The following is a 3,916-nucleotide window of genomic DNA, read 5'->3' as shown; positions in this document are numbered from 1 at the left end:
AATCATAGCACACACAATAAGCGCACGTCACGCAGTGACGTATAAGCGCGCACTTAAACATGATTACGCCACAGAAATTGATTACGCAGGATAAGTGACGCGGTTCTCGTCAGTATGATAGAGTATGCTACATACCAAAAGAACAGGGGACCAGAAATGCGTAAACCACGGGATATTGATGCTGAACTGAAAGCACTTCAGGAAAAGGCGAAGCAGCTTAAAGTACAAAGAACACTTCAGCTCGGCGAACTGGTCGAAGGAACAGGAGCTGATACCCTGTCCATCGAAGCACTGGCCGGGGTACTGCTTGCAGCTGTTGAACAGGCAGATGGTAAACCTGAAGCCGTCGCGAGGTGGACTGAGCGGGGAACCGCATTCTTTCTCGCAGGTGCAAAAAAGAACGTCCGGAAGGGATCGGGAAACGATCAGAACGGAATTACAGACGCTTGAAAGACGGATCAGGAAACAGGCAGCCCTGATCCATCGTTATCAGGCACGAAAGGCACGTACCGACATGCGTGATCAGGCGAAGGTACGACGGGAGAGGACACGTCATCTTATTGAACTGGGAGGGCTGGTCAGCAAGGCGGGACTGGTTGATCTGACGGATGATGACCGTGCCACTATGCTCGGAGCATTTCTGGATATTGCGGGGCAGCTTCAGGGAGACAGTGATACCACGCCAGCTGACCTGAAAACACGGTGGAGGCGACGGGGTCTGAACCGTTTCTGCGCGGAGCGACAAGACGATGAAGGAAACGGGTTATGATCTTTCAGAACTGAAGCCGGAAGTCTCTGGGAAAAATGCTGCATGCTCCGGTGACTTCCCACAGGCTGGCAGCACTGAACATCAGATCATTGTCCAGATTTCCGGCAGTCTAGAGAAGGAGATGGGTGCCTAGAAGCTGTTTTATATCGGACCGCCTAACAGGGAAATGACATTTTTATGGTCAATGCGATCAAAATCCTCTGGAAGTCGGATTGAAAACTCAGACGGCGTTTTTGTGTCTCTTTGAGAGCCATAATCGGACTATGATGCTTATCTCCCGTTGATAGATTTTGATGAAGAGAAAGCGGATTTCGTCTTCAGCTTCTTCAGGTGGTTTGTCGATGAACTAGGCTTTGGGCCGGTCATCGGAACCGTCGTTCCAGCGGTACCCATGGGCCTTGAGAGTGTCCTTGAGTTCGAAGGGCGTGTATTTGGTCCACAGACGCTTCCATACTGTTCTGGCACGTTCCAGGTAGCAAGGATAGGGTGGAGCGGCTCTCCGGGAATCCTGCATAGCTCAGAAAGACGATAACTGCCTGATAGTTATTTACCGCCCTGTGCCCGTTAAAGAAAAATCCGCCTTGCAGACTCAGATGCTCCAGTTTGTGTCCCTCAAAACTTGTCTGGTCCCAGGGAATGTCTTTCATGGACGAGGCTTAAGGTTTGTTTATAAAGGTCGAACAGAAGCGTTCGAGAAAAGGACGGTCAGGAGGGAGAGAGTTATCCACAAGCATTCGGGTTTTAAAGTAGTTTTATAATGTTTTATAATGTTTTAGCTCAAAAAAAAGACAATTATTCTTTTATTTTCAAGTGTTTAAATGTTTTCTTAGCCCCCAATGTACGGGATTTGGCCCCCAATGTACGGGATTTGGCCCCCAATGTACGGGATTTGGCCCCCAATGTACGGTTTGTTCACATCCATACATCTGTTTTCGCCTTGTTGAGGATGGAAAAGGCTGCTTCTATCTTGTGTCATAAGAGCAGATTCGAATTGTCCGTACATTAGGGACCAGCATTGTTCTCCATCTGGAGAAATGAATTCCTATAAGTCATAACTAATAATGGCCCTGAATTTCCTGGTTCTTCTTTAATGTTATATTCTGGCAAATCGTTTGAATTAATAATTTTTCTCAAGTTTTCAGTGAATTTTTTCAAAGTTCCTGAACTACCGCTCCGATCATAAATAGTTTGAAATGACCATCTTGCTTCGGTCTTTCCTGCTGCACGGCGAGCTAACCTATAAACAAAACGTCCTATACCAGGATCTATTAAAAAATAATCTGGATGAACAGTTAAAACGTCAGGATTTTTTCCGTTAGTTATTTCTCTGTACATCCAATCCGCTAATTCTATTTCTATATATTCTGGTTTTCCATTATCGCTTTTTATAACTTTGTATCTACTAATAAGGGGCTCTCCCTCATCAACAGTTATTGTTTTACCGTTACTATTTTTTTTAAATCTCTGAACTGCAACATGCGTTGTGTTTAATCTGATACATGTTTCAACTAGGTCATCTTTTTGTTTACCACCATCAGATCGGCGACAAAAACGTAAAACATCAGCAACATGCGGACGAAAAATCCGGCTAGGACGTTCAGCTTTTCCTTCCCGAAAACGGTTCATTTGTTCTGTAAGATGCGATACTGCCATAAGGACTAAATCATAATCCCAGACTGAGGCCATACCAGCAGCTCCTCCAGAAACCGTTACATGACCATCTGAGAGTTCATAGTGAATGACCTCACCTGCGCGGCGATCTCGTTTAGATAAGCGAAAGACCGCTACATCCATGATACTACGAGAGTCCTTTGTACCTACATCATAAAGAGTAGGTACAAAAAAATCTGCTTGGCTTTCTGCTTTTGGAGCTTTGCGAATAGACATCTTATTGTTTCTCTTATCCCAGCGTTTCATCCAAAAAGGCATAAAACCTTAAATACGATTATAAATTTTTACTGATTTCTGTATTTCTGTAAAAGTAGTTCACGGACTTCATCGGCAATTTTTGTCCCACGCATGGCGCAAGAAGATTTAATCATTCGATGTAAGCTAGCTGGGACATCAATCGTAAGCCGTTTCATCGCTTCAGGCTCATCTAGATTTTTCCGTGTTTCGACCCAGGCATCAGCTGATGGCGTGATTGCTTTGTTCGTAGGCTTCATACCTATTTGGATTTTTTTTGCGCTCATTTGATGAATCCCATCAACTCGTCTTTAACTGCTTCTATCTCTAAGGCAGCTGAACTCTGCGGATCTATTTCGTGTACCGATTTTCCCTGAGCCGCAGTTTCAGCAAAAATCACACGCTGAGTAATGCTCGATGTGAAAATCGGAACAGAATATGATGAGAGAGCTTCCTTTACATCTCGGCCTATAGCCGTATTTGCGATTTTACGATTAACCACAAAAGCGAATTTCAGTTTTTCTTTATAAATTCTAGCTTCCTCAATGAGTTTAACAACCTCATCAGCCGCCCAGATATCATATGGAGAAGGCTGTACTGGGATTAGAATGAGATCTGATGCCATGATAGCGCTGCGTGCCAAATCAGTAACACGGGGTGGGCCATCGATAATGATATGATCGTAATCCTTTCCGATCTGACCTATTTCCTTGTGTACGCTGGCTCGCGGTAGTCCCATTACTGAAAAAAGTGGTTTTCCTTCGCGGGCAGCTGCCCAGTCTAAAGCACTACCTTGGGGATCAACATCAAGGAGGAGTACGCGGGCACCCATATGGGCGAGACTTGCCGCCAAGTTAATACTTAGGGTCGTTTTCCCAACCCCGCCTTTTTGATTCAGAAGACCAATTATCATACCGAATTCCTTTTTTGTGTTTTTACGATTAAACGTAAAAATGTTCAATCGTATTTAATGTAATAATTTTATACGATTTTCAGATTTGAGCTAATTCCACATTTTCCTGGCAATGGTCTGCTCCTCGTCACCGGAGCGCGTCGGCATAGATGGCGGTGGTGGGGATACACACCATAGCCTTCGCAAATTTCATGCTGAAAAATGCAGCCAGACCGCTCACGCAAAGTGCATAACACCCTCTAGGCTCAGGACGGCTCTGTTGCAAAGTTGGAAGAAGCTGATGGGGCTCTGATTTTCGGTTTTTTTAAGATGTATAAATTCCGAACTAT

6 protein-coding genes are annotated in these 3,916 nt (G+C 44.6%); 3 read left to right on the top strand and 3 right to left on the bottom strand.

Annotated features, from left to right (window positions below):
* The first annotated feature begins 90 nt into the window (after positions 1 to 90).
* From GOB58_RS12760 to GOB58_RS12750, 3 genes are all read left to right on the top strand, one after another.
* Entirely contained in the window at positions 91 to 450 is a 360-nt protein-coding gene (locus tag GOB58_RS12760; RefSeq protein ID WP_173560444.1) for a conjugal transfer protein TraD, read from the top strand.
* Between the two features lie 64 nt (positions 451 to 514).
* Positions 515 to 769, top strand: coding sequence for a conjugal transfer protein TraD (locus tag GOB58_RS12755; RefSeq protein ID WP_173560443.1), 255 nt, complete (start codon positions 515 to 517; stop codon positions 767 to 769).
* Positions 750 to 902: a hypothetical protein gene (locus GOB58_RS12750; RefSeq protein WP_173560442.1), complete on the top strand. Its 153-nt coding sequence runs from the start codon at positions 750 to 752 to the stop codon at positions 900 to 902. The genes GOB58_RS12755 and GOB58_RS12750 overlap by 20 nt, the downstream gene beginning before the upstream one ends.
* An 869-nt stretch (positions 903 to 1,771) precedes the next feature.
* Here GOB58_RS12750 and GOB58_RS12745 read toward each other — a convergent pair.
* The 3 genes from GOB58_RS12745 to parA form a co-directional block, all read right to left on the bottom strand.
* Complete coding sequence (locus GOB58_RS12745) at positions 1,772 to 2,656, bottom strand: replication initiator protein A (RefSeq protein ID WP_242005357.1); 885 nt, start codon at positions 2,654 to 2,656, stop codon at positions 1,772 to 1,774.
* A gap of 68 nt (positions 2,657 to 2,724) precedes the next feature.
* Positions 2,725 to 2,961 (bottom strand): hypothetical protein, encoded by a 237-nt coding sequence (locus tag GOB58_RS12740; protein ID WP_173560440.1) that lies wholly within the window; start codon positions 2,959 to 2,961, stop codon positions 2,725 to 2,727.
* Entirely contained in the window at positions 2,958 to 3,587 is a 630-nt protein-coding gene (parA, locus tag GOB58_RS12735; RefSeq protein ID WP_173560439.1) for a ParA family partition ATPase, read from the bottom strand. The genes GOB58_RS12740 and parA overlap by 4 nt, the downstream gene beginning before the upstream one ends.
* Between the last annotated feature and the right edge of the window lie 329 nt (positions 3,588 to 3,916).

Source organism: Acetobacter thailandicus, from assembly GCF_011516655.1.
In the GTDB taxonomy this organism is placed as follows: Bacteria; Pseudomonadota; Alphaproteobacteria; order Acetobacterales; family Acetobacteraceae; genus Acetobacter; species Acetobacter thailandicus.
The sequence above is the reverse complement of the archived record's forward strand: the minus strand, read 5'-3'. Positions and strand labels throughout refer to the sequence as shown.

Bases quoted from the DNA above. Each gene is read 5' to 3' on its own strand.
- GOB58_RS12755 (WP_173560443.1), top strand. From the start codon at position 515: ATGCGTGATCAGGCGAAGGTACGACGGGAGAGGACACGTCATCTTATT.
- GOB58_RS12750 (WP_173560442.1), top strand. From the start codon at position 750: ATGAAGGAAACGGGTTATGATCTTTCAGAACTGAAGCCGGAAGTCTCT.
- GOB58_RS12745 (WP_242005357.1), bottom strand. From the start codon at position 2,656: ATGTCTATTCGCAAAGCTCCAAAAGCAGAAAGCCAAGCAGATTTTTTT.
- GOB58_RS12740 (WP_173560440.1), bottom strand. From the start codon at position 2,961: ATGAGCGCAAAAAAAATCCAAATAGGTATGAAGCCTACGAACAAAGCA.
- parA (WP_173560439.1), bottom strand. From the start codon at position 3,587: ATGATAATTGGTCTTCTGAATCAAAAAGGCGGGGTTGGGAAAACGACC.